17 protein-coding genes are annotated in these 17,465 nt (G+C 67.3%); 9 read left to right on the top strand and 8 right to left on the bottom strand.

Annotated features, from left to right (window positions below):
• Positions 1-36: 36 nt before the first annotated feature.
• Genes EDF74_RS05630 through EDF74_RS05620 form a run of 3 tightly spaced genes read right to left on the bottom strand, consistent with a single transcriptional unit; the run spans position 37 to position 2,404 of the window.
• Complete coding sequence (locus EDF74_RS05630) at positions 37-291, bottom strand: DUF6587 family protein (RefSeq protein ID WP_123729147.1); 255 nt, start codon at positions 289-291, stop codon at positions 37-39.
• Positions 291-2,150 carry a ferrous iron transporter B gene (feoB, locus tag EDF74_RS05625; RefSeq protein ID WP_123729146.1) on the bottom strand — a complete coding sequence of 620 codons (1,860 nt, stop codon included), beginning with the start codon at positions 2,148-2,150 and terminating at the stop codon, positions 291-293. Before feoB ends, EDF74_RS05630 begins: the two co-directional genes overlap by 1 nt.
• Complete coding sequence (locus tag EDF74_RS05620) at positions 2,147-2,404, bottom strand: FeoA family protein (protein WP_123729145.1); 258 nt, start codon at positions 2,402-2,404, stop codon at positions 2,147-2,149. Before EDF74_RS05620 ends, feoB begins: the two co-directional genes overlap by 4 nt.
• 114 nt (positions 2,405-2,518) lie before the next feature.
• Here EDF74_RS05620 and EDF74_RS05615 point away from each other — a divergent pair, with 114 nt between their 5' ends.
• From EDF74_RS05615 to EDF74_RS05585, 7 genes are all read left to right on the top strand, one after another.
• Positions 2,519-3,307 (top strand): enoyl-CoA hydratase-related protein, encoded by a 789-nt coding sequence (locus tag EDF74_RS05615; protein WP_123729144.1) that lies wholly within the window; start codon positions 2,519-2,521, stop codon positions 3,305-3,307.
• A gap of 11 nt (positions 3,308-3,318) precedes the next feature.
• On the top strand, positions 3,319-3,705 hold the full coding sequence (locus EDF74_RS05610) for a VOC family protein (RefSeq protein ID WP_123729143.1): 387 nt from the start codon (positions 3,319-3,321) through the stop codon (positions 3,703-3,705).
• 168 nt (positions 3,706-3,873) lie between these two features.
• Positions 3,874-4,767: a hydroxymethylglutaryl-CoA lyase gene (locus EDF74_RS05605; protein ID WP_123729142.1), complete on the top strand. Its 894-nt coding sequence runs from the start codon at positions 3,874-3,876 to the stop codon at positions 4,765-4,767.
• Positions 4,764-7,352, top strand: coding sequence for a sensor domain-containing protein (locus tag EDF74_RS05600; RefSeq protein ID WP_123729141.1), 2,589 nt, complete (start codon positions 4,764-4,766; stop codon positions 7,350-7,352). Before EDF74_RS05605 ends, EDF74_RS05600 begins: the two co-directional genes overlap by 4 nt.
• Positions 7,353-7,404: 52 nt before the next feature.
• Complete coding sequence (locus EDF74_RS05595; RefSeq protein ID WP_123729140.1) at positions 7,405-8,175, top strand: SDR family NAD(P)-dependent oxidoreductase; 771 nt, start codon at positions 7,405-7,407, stop codon at positions 8,173-8,175.
• Positions 8,176-8,243: 68 nt separating this feature from the next.
• Positions 8,244-8,810 carry an elongation factor P-like protein YeiP gene (gene yeiP, locus EDF74_RS05590; RefSeq protein ID WP_121036675.1) on the top strand — a complete coding sequence of 189 codons (567 nt, stop codon included), beginning with the start codon at positions 8,244-8,246 and terminating at the stop codon, positions 8,808-8,810.
• The gene (locus EDF74_RS05585) at positions 8,800-9,261 is read left to right on the top strand and encodes a hypothetical protein (RefSeq protein WP_123729722.1); all 462 of its coding nucleotides are present in this window, start codon (positions 8,800-8,802) and stop codon (positions 9,259-9,261) included. The genes yeiP and EDF74_RS05585 overlap by 11 nt, the downstream gene beginning before the upstream one ends.
• Before the next feature lie 45 nt (positions 9,262-9,306).
• Here the strand turns inward: EDF74_RS05585 and EDF74_RS05580 are convergent, their stop codons facing one another.
• The 4 genes from EDF74_RS05580 to EDF74_RS05565 all read right to left on the bottom strand — a co-directional run bounded on the left by EDF74_RS05580 (position 9,307) and on the right by EDF74_RS05565 (position 13,711).
• On the bottom strand, positions 9,307-10,047 hold the full coding sequence (locus EDF74_RS05580; RefSeq protein ID WP_123729139.1) for an MliC family protein: 741 nt from the start codon (positions 10,045-10,047) through the stop codon (positions 9,307-9,309).
• A 103-nt stretch (positions 10,048-10,150) separates the two neighbouring features.
• Positions 10,151-11,965 (bottom strand): DUF4105 domain-containing protein, encoded by a 1,815-nt coding sequence (locus EDF74_RS05575; RefSeq protein WP_123729138.1) that lies wholly within the window; start codon positions 11,963-11,965, stop codon positions 10,151-10,153.
• On the bottom strand, positions 11,965-12,261 hold the full coding sequence (locus EDF74_RS05570; RefSeq protein WP_123729721.1) for a DUF2388 domain-containing protein: 297 nt from the start codon (positions 12,259-12,261) through the stop codon (positions 11,965-11,967). The genes EDF74_RS05575 and EDF74_RS05570 overlap by 1 nt, the downstream gene beginning before the upstream one ends.
• 61 nt (positions 12,262-12,322) lie before the next feature.
• Positions 12,323-13,711, bottom strand: a complete 1,389-nt coding sequence (locus EDF74_RS05565; protein ID WP_123729137.1) for an FAD-binding oxidoreductase — start codon at positions 13,709-13,711, stop codon at positions 12,323-12,325.
• Positions 13,712-13,915: 204 nt separating this feature from the next.
• Here EDF74_RS05565 and serA point away from each other — a divergent pair, with 204 nt between their 5' ends.
• Positions 13,916-15,157, top strand: coding sequence for a phosphoglycerate dehydrogenase (serA, locus tag EDF74_RS05560; RefSeq protein WP_123729136.1), 1,242 nt, complete (start codon positions 13,916-13,918; stop codon positions 15,155-15,157).
• Between the two features lie 42 nt (positions 15,158-15,199).
• On the opposite strand, the gene EDF74_RS05555 is transcribed toward serA, so the two are convergent.
• Positions 15,200-15,805 (bottom strand): NUDIX hydrolase, encoded by a 606-nt coding sequence (locus EDF74_RS05555; protein WP_428999145.1) that lies wholly within the window; start codon positions 15,803-15,805, stop codon positions 15,200-15,202.
• A 162-nt stretch (positions 15,806-15,967) separates the two neighbouring features.
• On the opposite strand from EDF74_RS05555, the gene EDF74_RS05550 reads away from it, so the two are divergent.
• Positions 15,968-17,446 carry an amino acid permease gene (locus EDF74_RS05550; protein WP_123729134.1) on the top strand — a complete coding sequence of 493 codons (1,479 nt, stop codon included), beginning with the start codon at positions 15,968-15,970 and terminating at the stop codon, positions 17,444-17,446.
• Positions 17,447-17,465: the final 19 nt, after the last annotated feature.

The raw sequence follows: 17,465 nt of genomic DNA, 5'->3' as shown, positions 1-17,465 counted from the left end.
TGGCGGCGAGGATGTACAAGGGGTTTTTGGCGCGGCTCAGTGCTGCTTCGGCGGCGTCGGCCCGCAGCTGTCACAACCACCGCACGCGCCACCGCTACCGGTCGCCGGTGGCGCGATCTTCCGGCCCAGCGCCTGCAGCCAGGCGGCGCGCTGCGGCTTGACCAGCCCGAGCGCGATCGCCCCGCGCGCCTTGCGCACGGTTCCCGGGAACTGCTTGTTCATCACCACCCACGCGCTGACCACCACGGCCAGCGCGATCACGACGTACTGCAGCAGCAGCCCGGTCTCCATCAACCGCCGCCCAGTGCCACGGTCACCTGGTAGGTGATCAGCGAGGCGATGTAGGCGGCCGCGAACAGGTAGAACGTGGCAAAACCCATCTGCCTCCACGAGTTGGTCTCACGCTTGATCGTGGCCAGCGTGGAAATGCACATCGGGGCGTAGATGTACCAGACCAGCAGCGACAGCGCGGTGGCGAGCGACCAGCCGTCGCTGATCAGCGGGGTCAGTGCCTGGCTGGCAGCGTCGTCATCGGCGGCGGACAGCGCATACACCGTGGCCAGCGAGGCCACTGCCACTTCACGCGCGGCCAGGCCCGGGATCAGCGCGATGCATATCTGCCAGTTGAAGCCCAGCGGTGCGAAGAACACCGCCATCGCATGGCCGATCTGACCGGCGAAGCTGTAGTCGATCGCCGGCATGGTCGCGTTCTCCGGCGCCCCCGGGAACGACAACAGCACCCACAGCAGGATGGTCAGCGCCAGGATGATGCCGCCCACGCGCTTGAGGAAGATCATGCCGCGCTCGTACAGACCGACCGCCAGATCACGCGGATGCGGAATGCGGTAGGACGGCAACTCCAGCATCAGCGGATGCTCGCTCTTGTCGCGGCGCCATTTCTTCATGGTCCACGACATCAGCAGTGCGCTGAGGATGCCGGCGGCATACAGCCCGAACAGCACCAGGCCCTGCTGGTTGAACACGCCCCAGATCTGCTTCTGCGGGATGAAGGCGCCGATCAGCAGCGCGTACACCGGCAGGCGCGCCGAACAGGTCATCAGCGGCGCGACCAGAATGGTGGCAAGCCGGTCGCGCGGATCCTGGATGCTGCGGGTGGACATGATGCCCGGCACCGCGCAGGCGAAGCTGGACAGCAGCGGGATGAACGAACGCCCGGAAAGACCGGCCGCGGCCATCATGCGGTCCAGCAGGAAGGCGGCACGCGGCAGGTAGCCGGACTCCTCCAGCGCCAGGATGAAGGCGAACAGGATCAGGATCTGCGGCAGGAAGATGATCACCCCGCCCACGCCGGCGATGATGCCATCGGTCAGCAGGCTGTTGAGCGGGCCTTCCGGCAACGCCCCACCCACCCACTCGCCGAGTGCACCGGTACCGGCCTCGATCAAATCCATCACCGGGGTCGCCCAGGCGTATACGGCCTGGAAGATCAGGAACATCACCACCGCCAGCGTCAGCAGCCCGAACACCGGGTGCAGCAGCCAGCGGTCCAGCGCGTCATCGATCTTGGCCGTGCGCGTGGGCATGCTGACCGCGCTGGCCAGAATGTCGCGCACCTGGGCGTGGTAATCGGTCTCGGCGGCGGGCACGGCCACCGGGGCCTGCAGGTGCGGCACCATCGCATCCAGGCGCTCGACCAGCTTGGCCGCGCCGTTGCGGCGCACCGCCACGGTTTCCACGACGGGCACGCCCAGCGCCTGCTCCAGTGCCTGCACATCGATCTTGATGCCGCGGCGCTCGGCCGCATCCACCATGTTCAGGGCCACGATCATCGGCTTGCCCAGCTCGCGCAGTTCCAGCGCGAAGCGCAGGTGCAGGCGCAGGTTGGTCGCATCGATCACGCACAACAGCACGTCCGGCGCGGCCTCGCCCGGGTAGAAGCCCCGGCACAGGTCGCGGGTGATCGCCTCGTCCAGGCTGGCCGGCTGCAGGCTGTAGGCGCCCGGCAGATCCAGCACGGCGAACTCACGGCCAGACGGGGCGCGCAGGCGCCCCTCTTTACGCTCGACGGTCACGCCGGTGTAGTTGGCTACCTTCTGGCGACTGCCGGTGAGCTGGTTGAACAGCGCGGTCTTGCCACTGTTCGGATTGCCCACCAGGGCGATGCGCAGCGCGTTGGCCACAGCGCTCATGCGTGGGCCTCCCGGGCCTTCAACGCGGTCACCACGATGCGGGCCGCCTCACTGCGGCGCAGCGCGAAGCGCGTGAACCCGACCTGCACCAGCAGCGGCTCGGCGCCGACTGGACCACGGGCTACCAGACGCACCTCTTCCCCTTTGACGAAGCCAAGCTCCTTCAGTCGGCGGGCGATCGCATCGTTTGCGTGTAGTTCCTGTACGGACTCCACCAGGGCGGAGTCATACAGCGCCAGATCGGACAACGTCACGGAGCGCCTTCTCGATGATAGGAATGGTTATCAATTCTACCATCGCCGCGTCGCGTCATTGCCCGTGACCGATGGCCCGCTATGATCTGTACATGTTATGGAGCAAGCCGACCCATGAGTGATGCACTACGGATTGAACGCAGCGCCTCGGTGCTGACCCTGTGGTTGAACCGCCCCGCCCTGCACAACGCGTTCGACGCCTCGTTGATCGCCCAGCTGACGGCCGCCCTGGAGGCCGCCGGGCGCGACGACCACGTCCGGGCGGTGGTGCTGGCCGGCGAAGGCGCCTCGTTCTCGGCGGGCGCGGACATGCAGTGGATGCGCGGCATGGCGGCCGCCAGCGAGGAGGACAACCGCCAGGACTCCCTCGCCCTGGCCCGCCTGATGCGGACCCTGGACGAGCTGCCCAAGCCGACCATCGCCCGCGTGCAGGGCGCCGCCTTCGGTGGCGGGGTCGGCCTGGTGGCCTGCTGCGATATCGCCATCGCCAGCACCAGCGCCCGCTTCGGCCTGACCGAAAGCCGTCTGGGCCTGCTCCCGGCGGTTATTTCACCGTATGTGATCGACGCGATCGGCCCGCGCCAGGCCCGCCGCTGGTTCGCTACCGGAGAGCATTTCGACGCCGAGACCGCGCTGCGCATCGGCCTGGTCCACCAGCTGATCGAGCCCGAACGCATCGACGAGGCTGTGCAGCGCCAGCTGGGCCTGCTCGACAAGGCCGGCCCGGTGGCCTCGTCCTCGGCCAAGGCTCTGGTCCGGCGCGTGGCGCTGGGTCGCGACCGCGACGCCACCGACCGCGACAACGCGGCACTGATCGCCCGCCTGCGGGTCTCGGCCGAAGGCCAGGAGGGCCTCGGTGCCTTCCTCGACAAGCGTTCCCCCCTTTGGGTCACCCAGGACTGAGGAGAGAGGTCATGCTCGACCATGTGGGCATCCGCTGCGCCGATTTTCCGCGCAGCCTGGCGTTCTTCCAGCAGGCCCTGGGCCCGCTGGGCATCTCGGTGGTGATGCAGGTATCTGCCGCCCAGACCGGCGACCATGACCATGCCGGCTTCGGCCGCACCGGCAAGCCGGACTTCTGGATCGGCAACGCCCCGGGCGCCCATGGCGGCGTGCACATCGCCTTCAGCGCCGCCAGCCGGGCCGACGTGGATGCCTTTCACCGCGCCGCACTGGCAGCCGGGGGCACGGACAACGGTGCCCCCGGCATCCGCGAGCATTACCACCCGGACTATTACGGGGCGTTCGTGCTCGACCCGGATGGCAACAACATCGAGGTGGTCTGCCACCACCCGGGCTGACCGCCCACCGCCGCAGGGATGGCCGCTTTGCCGCCCATCCCGCGTATCCCCTTTTCGTGGCCCGCCGGGGACCGTGGGCCGCCTTTCGTCTGTCAGGAACCTCCGTGATCTCTACCCCACCCCGCTCCCTGCTGGCCGTCCGTCACTCCGTTCGTGGAGGGCTGGCGCATGGATGATTTCGTCCGCATCGTCGAGGTCGGCCCGCGCGATGGGCTGCAGAACGAAGCACGCCCGGTCGACACCGCCGACAAGATCGAGCTGATCCGCCAGCTTTCGCTGACCGGCCTGCGCACCATCGAAGCGACCAGCTTCGTCAGCCCGCGCTGGGTGCCGCAGCTGGCCGATGCCGCCGAGGTCTACACCGGCATCACCCGTGTGCCGGGCATCGCCTACCCGGTACTGGTGCCGAACGAACAGGGTTACGACCGCGCCCTGGCGGTGGGAGTACAGGAAGTGGCGGTGTTCACCGCTGCCTCGGAGACCTTCAACCGCACCAACACCAACGCCGGCATCGATGAGTCGCTGGCGCGCTTCGCGCCCATCCTGGAACGTGCCAAGGCCGATGGGGTCAAGGTGCGTGGCTATGTGTCCACCGTGCTCGGCTGCCCCTACCAGGGCGAGGTTGCGGTGAGCGAGGTGGTCCGCGTCGCCCGCGCGCTGCATGAGTTGGGCTGCTACGAAATCTCGCTCGGCGACACCATCGGCGTCGGCACGCCGCGCAAGGCGCGCGCGATGCTCAAGGCCGTCGCCAGCGAACTGCCGATGGCCGCGCTGGCCGTGCACTTCCACGACACCTATGGCCAGGCCCTGGCCAACATCGATGCCTGCCTGGAAGAAGGCGTGCGGGTGGTCGATTCGGCCGTCTCCGGCGCGGGCGGTTGCCCGTATGCCAAGGGTGCCAGCGGCAACGTGGCCAGCGAGGACGTGGTCTACATGCTGCACGGCATCGGCATGCGCACCGGTATCGATCTGCCAGCGCTGGCCACTACCGGGCGCTGGCTGGCCGCACGCCTGGGCCGCGAGACCGGCAGCAAAACCGGCAAGGCCCTGGCGGCGACATGAAACAGAGCGGCCCGCGCAAGGACGCTGCGGTCGGTGATCACCTCACCGCACACGTCCACGCGCTGGCCGCTCTGGATCGCGCACTGGCCCAGTCACCCGGCCAGCTGCATGACCTGCTCGAAGCGGCCCAGCAGGCCCTGCAGGAAGCCATGGACGAACGCCAGCTGGCCCTGCGTCGCTACACCGCGCTGTTCGATGCGGTTCCCGATCCGGTCAGCATCCTCAGCGAGGACGGCGTAGTACTGGATCTCAACAAGGCGGGGGTGCGCGCGTATGGCCGCCCACGCGAAGAGATCATCGGCCAACCGATCGAGCTGTTGAACCCGGACCTCCCCAGCGATCATCTGGACCCGGTCTGGGAGGCGTTGCGCCAGGGCGAAACCTACGTCATCGAAGTCACCAACATGCGCGGCGACGGCAGCCGCTTCCCGGTGGAAGTGCATTCGGCCGGGTTCGAGCATCAGGGCGACCACTGCATCGTGGCCGTAGCGCGCGATCTGAGCAGCCGCTGGCAGGCCGAGTCCCGCTATCGGCTGCTGATGGAGTCCATCGACAAGGGCGTGATCCTGTTCGACCGCCAGCTGCGGGTGGTTTCCGCCAACCCGGCCGCCCACCGCATCCTCGGTATCGCCGGCAACGGCGGCAGCCTGCAGGCGATGCTGGCGCCGGAGGACTGGATCAGCGTGGACGAGCACGGCCACCCGCTCACCCGCGAACAGTGGCCGGCCAGCGTCTCGCTGCAGACCGGGCGCATCGTGCGCAGCACCATCGTCGGCCTGTACCACCGCCCGCGCGGCCGGATGATCTGGATCTCCACCACCAACGTGCCGGTGTACGGCAATGGGCGCGATGCGCCGGACCACGTGTTCGGCCTGTTCAGCGACATCACCGAACTCAAGCGCAACAACACCCTGTTCGACCGCGCGCAGTCGCTGGCGCACATCGGCGGCTGGGAATGGGACCGGGGCCTGCAGCGTCTGTACCTGACCGACGAGGCGACCCGCATCCTCGGCCAGGCGTTGCCGATGCGCGACATGGCCGAGCTGCTGGAGTGCCTGCGCGTGGATGACCGTGCGCAGCTGCAGCAGGCCCTGCTGGATGTGATCGACAAGCAGGTCTCCTTCGAGCTGGAGCTGCAGGGCCAGCGCAGCGACGGCCACTCGTTCTGGGTGCGGATGATCGGCGAGGCCGAGGCCGGCGATGTCGATGCCGCTCGCATCGCCGGCACCGTGCAGGACATCACCGCGCGCAAACAGGCCGAAGAGACGCTGCGGATCCAGGCGCGCACCGATCCACTCACCGGGATCATGAACCGCGACGCGGTGCTCAATGATCTGGCCACGCGCATGGCCAACCCGACGCACTGCCGGGTTGCGGTGCTGTACATCGATCTGGACCGCTTCAAGATCGTCAACGACCTGCTCGGCCATAATGCCGGTGACGAACTGCTGATCGACGCCACCCGCCGCATCGCCACCGCGATCGGTACCGAGGGATTGCTGGCCCGGTTCGGCGGTGACGAGTTCCTGGTGGTCTGCGATACCCGCGACCAGCCCGACCAGCCCGAGCGGCTCGCAGAGGCGATCACCCGTGCCTTCAGCACCCCGTTCCGCTTCGGCGCCGACGAGTTCCCGGTGACCACCAGCATCGGCATCGCGCGGGCGCCACAGGACGGGTTGCGCCCGCAGCAGCTGATCCAGAACGCCGACATCGCCATGTACGACTGCAAGCGACGCACCCGCAACGGCTGGCAGGTGTTCTCGCCGGAACTGGCCCAGCGCCAGCATGACCGCCTGCAGATCGAAAGCCGCCTGCACCGCGCCCTGGACGATGACGAGTTCCATCTGGTCTACCAGCCGCAGGTCAACCTGCACAGCGGCCAGCTGGTGGCGGCCGAGGCCCTGATCCGCTGGCGCAACACCCAGCTCGGCGAGCTGCGCCCGGATATCTTCATCGCCCATGCCGAAAGCACGGGCGACATCGTCCGGATCGGCCTGTGGGTGCTGCGCGAGGCCTGCCGGCAGGTACGCCAATGGCAGGACGACGGGCTGGGTATCGTGCGGGTGGCGGTCAATGTGTCCTACCGGCAATTCGTCGGCGAAGACCTTGCCCGGCATGTGCGCGCCGTGCTGGACGAGTTCCACCTGCCCGGCAGCGCACTGGAACTGGAGTTCACCGAGCGGGTGTTGATCGAGGATGCCCCGGACACCCTGCAGACCTTCGCCCGGCTGCGCGAGATGGGCGTGCTGCTCACCATTGATGACTTCGGCGAGGGCTACAGCGCCCTGAACTACCTGCGTCGGCTGCCGATCCATGGGCTCAAACTGAGCCAGCTGTTCGTGGAGGGGGTACCGGGCAACCGTTCGGACGTGGCGGTCTGCGAGGCGGTCTGCGGGATCGCCCGCAGCCTCGGGCTGGGGCTGGTTGCCGAGGGCGTGGAATCGGAGGCGCAGCGCCAGTTCCTGCAGACGCTGGGGGTCTCTGTCGGCCAGGGCTTTCTGTTCGCGCCGGGACTGGCACCGGATGAGTTTGCCCGCCGCCTGGCCCTGCGCGCAAAGGTCGCGGTGGGCAGTGCACAACGGTGATCGCGAGCGCTTCCGTTAGAATCGGCGGTTCTTGAACCAGCGGGATCATGCAATGCAGCTGTCTTCTGTCCGCGCCGTCATCACCGGCGGTGTCTCCGGCCTCGGCCTGTCCGTGGCCCAGCACCTGGTCGCCAACGGCGCCAAGGTGGCCTTGTTCGATCTCAATGACGACAAGGGCGCGGCCGCCGTGGCCGAGCTTGGGGAGGCCAACGCGCGCTACTACAGCACCAACGTCAGCGACGAAGCCGCCGTCGCCGCGCAGATCGATGCCGCCTGCGACTTCCTGGGGGGGCTGAACACCGCGATCAACTGCGCTGGCATTCTGGGCGCCGGCCGCGTGCTCGGCAAAGAAGCGCCGATGCCGCTGGCCAACTTCCAGGGCACGGTGATGGTCAACCTGGTTGGCAGCTTCAACGTCGCCAAGGCCGCCGCCAACCGCATGCAGCACAACACCCCGGGCGACGACGGCGAGCGCGGGGTGATCATCAACACCGCCAGCGTGGCGGCCTACGAAGGCCAGATCGGCCAGGCCGCGTATGCCGCCTCCAAGGGCGGCGTGGTCAGCATGACCCTGCCGATGGCCCGCGAGCTGTCGCGCTTCGGCATCCGTGTGATGACCATCGCCCCGGGCATCTTCTGGACCCCGATGGTCGATGGCATGCCGCCGGCCGTGCAGGAATCGCTGGCCGCCTCGATCCCGTTCCCGCCCCGCCTGGGCAAGCCGGAGGATTTCGCCGGCCTGGTCGCCTATATCCTGGGCAACACCTACCTCAACGGCGAGACCATCCGCCTTGACGGCGCCGTGCGTCTGGCGCCGAAGTAAGCGAGCACGCAACCCGATGGGTGCCCGGTTCCGGCACCCGCCACCTCCACGAACCGACCTTCATTCCCATGAAAGCCAGCGACATCAAGAAAGGCAACGTCGTCGAATTCAACAACGGCGTCTACCAGATCCGCGACATCGAACGCAGCTCCCCGCAGGGCCGCGGCGGCAATGTCCGCTTCCGTTTCATCATGTACAGCGTGCCCGGCGGCAACAAGCTTGATTCCAGCTTCGATGCCGACGACAACCTGCCGGAAGTCGAGCTGCTGCGCCGCCAGGCGACCTATTCGTACATGGATGGCGACGCTTTCGTCTTCCTCGATGACGAGGACTACACCCCGTACATGGTCGATGCGGACGTGCTCGGCGATGATGCCGGCTACATCACCGATGGCCTGACCGGCATCTATGTGCAGGTGATCGACGAAACCCCGGTGGGCGTGCAGTTGCCGACCAGCGTGGTACTGGAAGTCGTCGAGACGCCGCCGGAGCTCAAGGGCGGCACCGCCACCAAGCGCCCGAAGCCGGCCAAGCTCAGCACCGGCATCGAGATCATGGTGCCGGAGTACATCGCCAACGGCGAACGCGTGCTGGTCAACACCACCACCGGTGAATTCGCCGGCCGTGCCGACTAAGCGGTCCGCACTGATCGTCCTGCTCCTGCTGCTCGCGGCGTGCTCGCCGCGGGCAGTGGAGAGTGAGGCGCTGGATGCGTCGGCCACGGATGCGATCTCCGACAGCAGCGACGGCAATGCCCGCTGCGAGGTGCCAGCGCAGGTGTTCGTGGCCGAGGACATCCGCATGTACTGCGCGATGCCCGGCGACGTACAGGCCTTCCTGACGCGCGAAAGCGCCTGCCAGCACTTCGCTGGCGAAGAAGCGTACGACGAAGACCGTGCGCGAGAATTGGCCTACGCGATCCACGAAAGCTGCGACGACCGTGCCCGGCGCTTCAATCAACTCCTGCAGCGCCATGCCGACAACTGCCTGGTGCACACCGAGCTGATGCTGCTGGGCACCCGCAATGAACTCGTGCTCGATGTCGACAGCCGGGCGCTGCCCAACCCCTGCCCGCGCGGCATGTGAGGGTTCACCGGACGCGCACGCGCGCATCCGGTGTCTGCAACGTGATCAGGGCTTGGCCGCCAACGATGGCGCACCGGCGAAATCACCACAGCCGTGGTACTGGCGCGCGCCGACGGTGAGCATGGCCGTGGCACCGAAGGCCTGGCCGCTCATGTCGTCCTGGCACACCGTGCGCTGGAAGGTCAGTTTGACCGGCGTGCCGTCGGCGGCGGTACCGGACCAGCCGTCACGGCCCTGGGTGGGGCTGGCAATCTCGAGCTTGCGCTCGCCATAGTCCATCTCGATGTGCAGCGCCGGCGTTGCACCCGCCGCCACCTGGGCCAGCCAGCCCGGCTCGTTGCCGGTCGCTCGGAAGCCGCCTGCAGCATCAGGATCCGTTGCCTCAGCCGTGGCCTTGGCCGGCGGTGCTTCGCCGCCCTGCTCGCCGGTGCCGGTGCAGGTGCGGTCCGGCTCGCCATTGAGGATCAGGCTGCCTTCGGTGGTGCCCTTGGTCCAGAACTCATTGCCCTGCCCATCGCCATACTTGGCGCCGGACGCTGCAGGCTGCGAAGACATCGGGAAGGTACGGTCGCCCACCACTACTGTTGCCGAATCCTGACCACGATAGGTGGCATGCACTTCCAGCTCCCCACAGCGGAACGCATACGCGCGCTCTTCAGCAGTGGAAGCATCGATCGGCGGGGGGGCTTCACTGCCATCGGCGGCGGGGCTGCTCTGACTGGCCGGCTGGCAGGCGGCCAGTGCGCCGGTAATGGCCAGACTCAACAACCAGGGAGATGCGCGCATGAGGGACTCCTTGCGATTACGTCAACAACACTTGATCGTACCTGCCGCGCCGTGAGAGCAGGTGAAGCAACGCTGACCTTCCGGGCATCGCTGAACACGCGGTTCAGTGCGGTGCGACCCGTCCTTCGTCCTCTCGCGCCAGCGCACGCATGCGCGCGCCAATCCGTGCCAGGTTGCTGTCGATCAGGGCCAGTTCGCGTTGCTGTGCCTGTGGCAGGCGGTGTTTGAGCTGTGTCTGCAACGCCTGCCAGGCCGGCACACCCCGGGCGCTGAGCTGCGCCGCCGCCGCGCTGGCCTGCACCCGCTCGTCCGCCGAAGGCAGCCCGTAGCCGTCCCCCTGCACAAGCGCGGCCGGACTGATCAGCTGGCCGGTGTCTTCCAGCAATGCGCGCAGCGCGTCGCGCGCCGTGCCATCGGCGTTGTCCGGATCGCCCAGCAGCCGTTTCAGCACATCGCGCGCACGCAGTTCCTCGCGGCGCAGTGCTGCCTGTTCCAGCAACAGCAGGGCGGCCGTCGCGCGCAGATCGCCCTGCTCTACCCAGCGTGCACGCTCGCTGGCCGGTTGCCGCAACCAGTGGCCGACGTCTGCCGTGCCCAGCGGCAGCTGCTGGCGCGCCGCATCGAACAACTGCTGGTAGTGATCTTCGGCAGAGGCAAAGTAATAGCCCTGTCGCGTCGCCTGCCCGCGATCGGCCAGCACGCTGGCATCCGCCACGCCCAGGCGCTCCAGACGGGACAGCAGCCCGCGCGGCGTGAGCCGGTTCAACCCGGGCGATGCCAGGCGTGGCACGCCTTCCTGCAGCAGCTTCCCGGTCTCTACCGCGCAGTTGTTGCTGACGAACAGATAGCGGCCGTCATAGCTCCAGTGCACCTGCGCGACACGCTCCAGCAGGCTGGCGATGTCCGGCGCCTCCAGCGCCAGCGGGACAGACGAGAGCCCGCGCAGTTCCACCTGGGCGTATTCGTTGATGACCTGGTTGAGCGGCAGCACGAACAGGCGCGAAGGATAGGCGCCGGTCAGCCCGCGCCAGCTGGAGATCTGTACATCGCCGACGAAGGCGCGGTAGGACAGCACGCGGTGATGGGAAAGATCCATCCGGCAGGCCGGCCCGCGTGGTCGTCCCGGCGCGCAGATCACCAGCCGCAGCATGCTGTGGCCCCAGCGGCTCATCAGCTGGTCATTGCCTTCGGCGAGCAGGTAGTCGACGCCGTAAACCCGCGCCGGATCCAGCTCGAGCAGCGTCGCAGCGCCCGCGTCCTCTTCGGCCTGCATCAGCGGCAGACGGGTGTCGCAGTCGACCGCGTGCACGATCGGCCCCAGGTGGTCGGCGAACCACGCGGCGACGGCCGGTCGACGGCAGGCGTAATCAGGATCGAGCAGCAGGTGCTCGGCGTTGACCGCCAGGAACTCGGCCGGGCTGGCACGCTCGTAATCATCGGGGCTGCGCCCGCTGAAGGCGTTGCCGGTGCGGCCGAGTTTCCACGGGCGTCGTTGCCAGCCGGCCAGGTCGCGCAGCCGCGCGTCGCGTGACCAGCCGCCCTGCGGCGAACGGTCCAGCACGTGGGTCAGTTCATGGATCAGTGCCGCCTCGAGCGGGCGCGGCAATGGTTGATCCTCCTGCACGCTGTCGAGCAGTGCGCGCTGCAGGGTGATCGTGCCGTTGCGGGCACGGCCGTGCACATGGGCCGGCAACGTGTCCGACCAACGGACCTTCACCGGCTGCTGGAAGCGTCCCTGCCACGACGGCGGCATGCGCATGCGTACCTGCTGCAGCGCACGCTCGGCGGCCACGCTCTGCGCGGCGCTCAATCCCTGCGGCTGCAACTCCAGCTGCAGCGCTGCCTGTGCGAACGGCGCGGCGAGCCACGCGATCAGGACCGCCCAACGCCAGCGGCGGACCTGACCCAGCGTTCGCATCAGCGGGCCAGCAGGGTCCTGGCCAGCACCATGTCGCTGGCCTGCTGCTGCGCAACGCTCTGCTCGCGCAGGTGCAGCAGCGCTGCCTCCAGGCGTGCACCGCGGATCGCACCGTCGCTGGCCACGAAGGCCGCGGCGTCATCGCGTGCATCGAGCACGATCTTGTCATCGCCCGAGCTGGACGAACCGGCCGAGGACGCGCCAGAGGCGGAACCGGCAGAGCTGCCGGCAAAACTGGAGGCCATCGCCGACAACGGCAGGGCGAGCACGGCAAGAAGCAGGATCGGACGCATCATCAGGTTGTCGTTCGCGGTGGAAAGCACAGAGCGTATAGGCTGCGTGAAACGCTGTCTTGCTTCAGAGGTCGAACACCTTGCCGGGATTCAGCAGCGCTTGGGGATCAAACGCACGTTTGACCGCCTTCATCAGTGCGATTTCCGGCGCGCTGCGCGTGCTGTCCAGGTAGCCCTTCTTGACCAGGCCGATCCCGTGTTCAGCCGAGATGCTGCCGTCAAAACGGGCCAGCACTCCGGCGAGCAGTTTGGTGACGTGCTCGCACTGGGTCAGGAACTCCGCATCGGCGGTCTCGTCCGGCTTGAGCACGTTGATGTGCAGGTTGCCGTCGCCGATGTGCCCGAACCAGACCACCTCGAACTGCGGGTACGCCTGCCCGATCAGCGTCTGGGTTTCGGCAAGGAAGGCCGGCATCGCCGAGATCCGCACCGAGACATCGTTCTTGTAGGGTTTGTAGCGCGCCACCGCTTCGGTGATGCCCTCGCGCAGGCGCCACAGCTGCGCGGCCTGGGCATCGCTCTGGCTGACCACGCCATCGCTGACCCAGCCGTGCTCCATGCAGTCTTCGAACGCGGCCATCGCGGCGGCTTCCTGCGCCTCGTCGCCGGCAGCGAATTCGGTCACCACGTAGTACGGATGGACCTTGTCGAAGGGTGCCTGCGCGCCATGCGCCAGCACGTGCTCGAGCGCGCGGTCGGTGAAAAACTCGAAGGCCTGCAGCTGCAGCCGCTCGCGGAAGGCGGCAAACACCTGCATCAATACCTCGAACGAGGGCAGCGCCAGCAGCATCACGTTGCTGGCCGGCGGCGGATCGGTGAGCTTCAAGGTGGCTTCGACGATCACGCCGAGCGTGCCTTCCGAGCCGATCAGCAGCTGGCGGAAGTCATAGCCGCTGGAATTCTTGATCAGGCCCTTGTTGAGCTCGACCAGCTCACCGGCCATCGTGACCACCTTCAGGCCGGCGATCCACTCGCGTGTATTGCCGTACCGGATCACCCGGATGCCCCCGGCATTGGTGGCGATGTTGCCGCCGATCGAGCACGAACCACGTGCGGCGAAATCCACCGGATAGATCAGGCCGTGCTCGAGCGCGGCGTTGTGCACCGCCTCCAGTGCCATGCCGGCCTGTACGGTCAGCGTGCGGTCGACGGCATCGAAGGCCAGCGGCTTGTTCAACCGCTCCAGGCTGAGCACCAGCTCGCCGTGTGCTGCCACCGCGCCACCGGAGAGGCCGGTGCGGCCGCCGGAGGGCACCACGGCCACGTGCTGGGCACTGGCCCAGCACAGGATCGCCTGCACCTCCTCCACTGTGCCCGGCAGGGCGATCGCCAGCGGCGCGGGGGTCCAGCGCCGGGTCCAATCGCGGCCGTAGTGCTCCAGATCGGCCGGATCGGTCTTCAGGCGCAGGCCGGGGCAAGCGTGCAGCAGCGAATCGAGGCGCGGATCGGTCATGGGGCGTCTGGCGGTGCCGGGGGAGCCCGCAAGCCTGCCAGCCGCTACCGGCCGCGTCCAGTAGCAGGCGCGCCGGTGACGGCCACACGCACTCACGAAAATAGGTGCATCTGAAACCGTTTGAACGTCGATTGGCGCACCGCACCATCGCGGCCGGCTTCTGGCATAGTTGGGGGCTCCACCGCCATACGTCGCACGCCGCCCATGTCGCCGAAAAAGACCTCGTTCCCGAAGCAGGATATCCGCGTACTGTTGCTCGAGGGGGTCAGCCAGACCGCGATCGACGTGTTCACCGCGGCCGGCTATTCGCAGATCGAACTGCACAGCAAGGCGCTGCCCGAAGACGAATTGAAGGCCCGCATCGCCGAGGCCCACATCGTCGGCATCCGCTCGCGCACGCAGCTCAGCGCAGACGTGCTCGCGAGCGCCAAGCGCCTGATGGCGGTCGGCTGCTTCTGCATCGGCACCAACCAGGTGGACCTGGAGGCAGCGGAACTGGCCGGCATCCCGGTCTTCAATGCCCCCTATTCCAACACCCGCAGCGTGGCCGAGCTGGTGATCGCCGAAGCGATCATGCTGACCCGTGGCATCCCGCAGAAGAACGCCGAATGCCATCGCGGCGGCTGGTCCAAATCCGCGGCCGGCAGCCATGAGGTGCGCGGCAAGACGCTGGGCATCATCGGCTACGGCCATATCGGCACCCAGGTCGGCGTGATGGCCGAGGCGATGGGCATGCAGGTGATCTTCCACGATGTGGAAACCAAGCTGTCGCTGGGCAATGCCCGCGCGGCGATCAGCCTGGATGACCTGCTGTCGCGCGCTGACATCGTGACCGTGCATGTGCCGGAAACCCCCGCCACGCAATGGATGATCGGTGCCGATGAACTGGCGCGGATGCGTCCCGGGGCCCACCTGATCAACGCTGCACGCGGCACCGTGGTCGACATCGACGCACTGGATGCAGCGCTGCGCTCGGGCCACCTCGGTGGTGCGGCGCTGGATGTGTTCCCGGTCGAGCCCAAGGGCAACGGCGATGCCTTCGTCTCTCCGCTGACCGCGCACGACAACGTGATCCTGACCCCGCACGTAGGCGGCAGCACGCTGGAAGCGCAGGACAACATCGGCGTGGAAGTGGCGGCCAAGCTGGTGCGCTACAGCGACAACGGCAGCACCCTGTCGGCGGTCAACTTCCCGGAAGTGACGTTGCCCGAGCACGCCGAGAGCCTGCGCCTGCTCCACATCCACCAGAACGTGCCGGGCGTACTGTCCAAGGTCAACGAGATCTTCTCGCGCCACAACGTCAACATCGACGGCCAGTTCCTGCGTACCGACGCCAAGGTCGGCTACGTGGTGATCGACATCACCGCCAGCGAAGCCCAGGCCGGCGCCGTGCGCGACGAACTGGCCGCGATCCCGGGCACGCTGCGCACCCGCGTTCTTTATTAACGGGGACGGGGGTAGTTAATAACTACCCCCGTCCCCGTTAAATCACCGCGCCAGCCAGCGTTTGGCCATGCGCGGCAGCGAATCATCCCCATCGGGGGTCTCGATCGCCGCGTTGGCCACGTCACGGATCTCGCGCCAGGCCAACGCCAGCGATTCCTCGCTGATCGCGAACTGCTCACTGCCCAGCGCCCGCACGACGTAGCGGGCGTCGTAGTGCCAATGCCCCGCGACGTCCTTGCGTTCGGGAATCCAGTGCTTGTCGATGTCGAACAACTCGCCATCTTCCAGCACCAGCGCGGTCAGCCCGGATTCCTCCTCGGCCTCCTTCAGCGCCACCTGGGCCAGATCGCGCTCGCCATCAGCGTGCCCGCCCAGCTGCAGCCAGCGGTCCAGCTTGCGGTGGTGGGTCAGCAGCACGCGCTGCCCATCGGCACTGACCAGCCACGCGCTGCCGGTGAAGTGCCCGGCCAGGCGCTCGCGCAGGAACGGGTTCTCGGGATCGTCCAGCACTGTGCTGAATTCGTCAGCCAATGCCGCGTGCTCCGGATGTCGGCGGGCGTAATTGTCAAGCTGACTGCGCAGGGCGGCGTCAGGAATGGCAACGGATTCGGGGTTCAGCGACATGGCAGGTGCAGGCATCGTGCGGATTTGGCCGATTATCGCTCGACCATGCTGCATTTGTGCTTGTACAGCGGCTTCAGCTTTGGCTAAGGTACAGCGGGCCCCGCACCGCTGGGGCGCCCAGTCGCCATCAGGGCGTGCGGCAATGTACCGCGCGCCTCACCTTTGTTCATTTTAGGGAAGCACTGCATGCTGAAGTCTCTGTTGAGGGTCAAGCCGGTCGAACCGGCCGGCCACGTCGATGCCGGCGAACCCATCGAAGGCAGCCTGGACGGCGAAGTCACGCTGAAACGGACCCTCACCGCCAAACATCTCATCCTGCTCGGCATTGGTGCGGTGATTGGTGCAGGCATCTTCGTGCTGACCGGCCAGGCTGCGGCCAACCATGCCGGTCCGGCCGTCATGCTCTCGTTCGTGTTCGCCGGCTTCGCCTGCGCACTGGCGGGCCTGTGCTACGCAGAATTCGCGGCGATGATGCCGGTCTCCGGCAGCGCCTACTCCTACTCCTACGCCACCCTCGGCGAAGGCATGGCCTGGTTCATCGGCTGGTGCCTGGTGCTGGAGTACCTGTTCGCCTCGGCCTCGGTCGCGGTGGGTTGGTCGGCGTACCTGATCAGCTTCATCACCACGACGCTGAACATGCCGTTCCCCGATGCGCTCAGCGCTGCGCCCATCGCCTGGACCGGCCATGAGTTCATCTCCTCCGGCAAACTGTTCAACCTGCCGGCAGTACTGATCGTGGCGGCCGTCTCCGGCCTGCTGTACGTCGGCGTGACCCAGTCGGCCTTCGTCAACGCGATCATCGTCGCGATCAAGGTCACCGTGATCTGTCTGTTCATCGGTTTCGGCGCGGCGCACCTGGATACGGCCAACTGGACCCCCTTCATTCCGGAGAACACCGGCGTGCCGGGTGAGTTCGGCTGGAGCGGCGTGTTCCGTGCGGCAACCATCGTGTTCTTCGCCTACATCGGCTTCGATGCGGTCTCCACCGCCGCCGGCGAAACCAAGGACCCGCAGCGCAACATGCCGATCGGCCTGCTCGGCTCGCTGGCCGTGTGCACCATCGTCTACATCATCGTCTGCGCCGTGCTGACCGGCATGATGCCGTATCACCTGCTGGGCACGGACAAGCCCGTCGCGACCGCGCTGGAGCCCTACCCGACCCTGTCCTGGCTGAAGACCGCGGTGGAAATCGGTGCGATCGCCGGCCTCTCCTCGGTGGTGCTGGTGATGATGATGGGCCAGACCCGCATCGCCTACACGATCTCCCGTGACGGCCTGCTGCCGAAGATCTTCGGCAAGGTGCACAAGCGCTTCCGTACCCCGTACTGGAGCACCATCGTTGTCGGCGCCATTGCCGCCACCCTGGCCGGTACCGTGCCGCTGAACGTGCTCGGCGAGCTGGTCTCGATGGGCACCCTGCTGGCCTTCGCCACCGTCTGTATCGGCGTGCTGATCCTGCGCTACACACGGCCGGAGCTGGAACGCCCGTTCCGCGTACCGATGGTATGGGTCATCTGCCCGCTGGGCGCCCTGGCCTGCCTGTTCCTGTTCTACCAGGCGTTCGTGGTGCATTGGCACCTGTTCGTGGCCTGGACCCTGCTGGGCCTGTGCATCTACTTCGGCTACGGCATCCGCCACAGCAAGCTGAACAAGAAGAACGCCTGAGTGCTGCCGGGCCGGCCCA

It is taken from the genome of Stenotrophomonas rhizophila, from assembly GCF_003751305.1.
GTDB classification, from domain to species: domain Bacteria; phylum Pseudomonadota; class Gammaproteobacteria; order Xanthomonadales; family Xanthomonadaceae; genus Stenotrophomonas; species Stenotrophomonas rhizophila_B.
The sequence above is the reverse complement of the archived record's forward strand: the minus strand, read 5'-3'. Positions and strand labels throughout refer to the sequence as shown.